The organism is Burkholderia sp. HI2500 (genome assembly GCF_002223055.1).
Taxonomy (GTDB): domain Bacteria; phylum Pseudomonadota; class Gammaproteobacteria; order Burkholderiales; family Burkholderiaceae; genus Burkholderia.
The window spans coordinates 1-464 of the sequence record NZ_NKFL01000022.1 but is presented as its reverse complement, the minus strand read 5'-3'; the positions used below and the strand labels follow the sequence as shown (position 1 = coordinate 464).

Below are 464 nucleotides of genomic sequence, written 5' to 3'. Positions count from 1 at the left end.
CCGGCCAAGCACAAGCCGGGCCTCGTGATCCACACGGCCGGCTGGCCGCTGAAGTCGGATACGTACGGCGGCTCGTTCCTGTATCACATGGACAACAACCAGGTCGTGGTCGGCTTCGTGGTGGGCCTCGGCTACACGAACCCGTACCTGTCGCCGTTCGAGGAATTCCAGCGCTACAAGACGCACCCGTCGATCCGCGCGTTCCTGGAAGGCGGCAAGCGCGTGTCGTACGGCGCGCGCGCGATCACGGCCGGCGGGCTGCTGTCGCTGCCGAAGACGGTGTTCCCGGGCGGCGCGCTGATCGGCGACGACGCGGGCTTCCTGAACGCGTCGCGGATCAAGGGCAGCCACGCGGCGATCAAGACCGGCATGCTGGCGGCCGACGCCGCGTTCGACGCGGTGCAGGCCGGCCGCCAGTCGGACGAGCTCAACGCATACCCGGACGCCTTCAAGCAATCGTGGCT

1 protein-coding gene is annotated in these 464 nt (G+C 68.5%); it reads left to right on the top strand.

Annotated features, from left to right (window positions below; all coding sequences use genetic code 11):
- Positions 1 to 464, top strand: a 464-nt coding sequence (locus CFB45_RS38065; RefSeq protein ID WP_144025308.1) for an NAD(P)/FAD-dependent oxidoreductase, incomplete at both ends; no start/stop codon positions are given.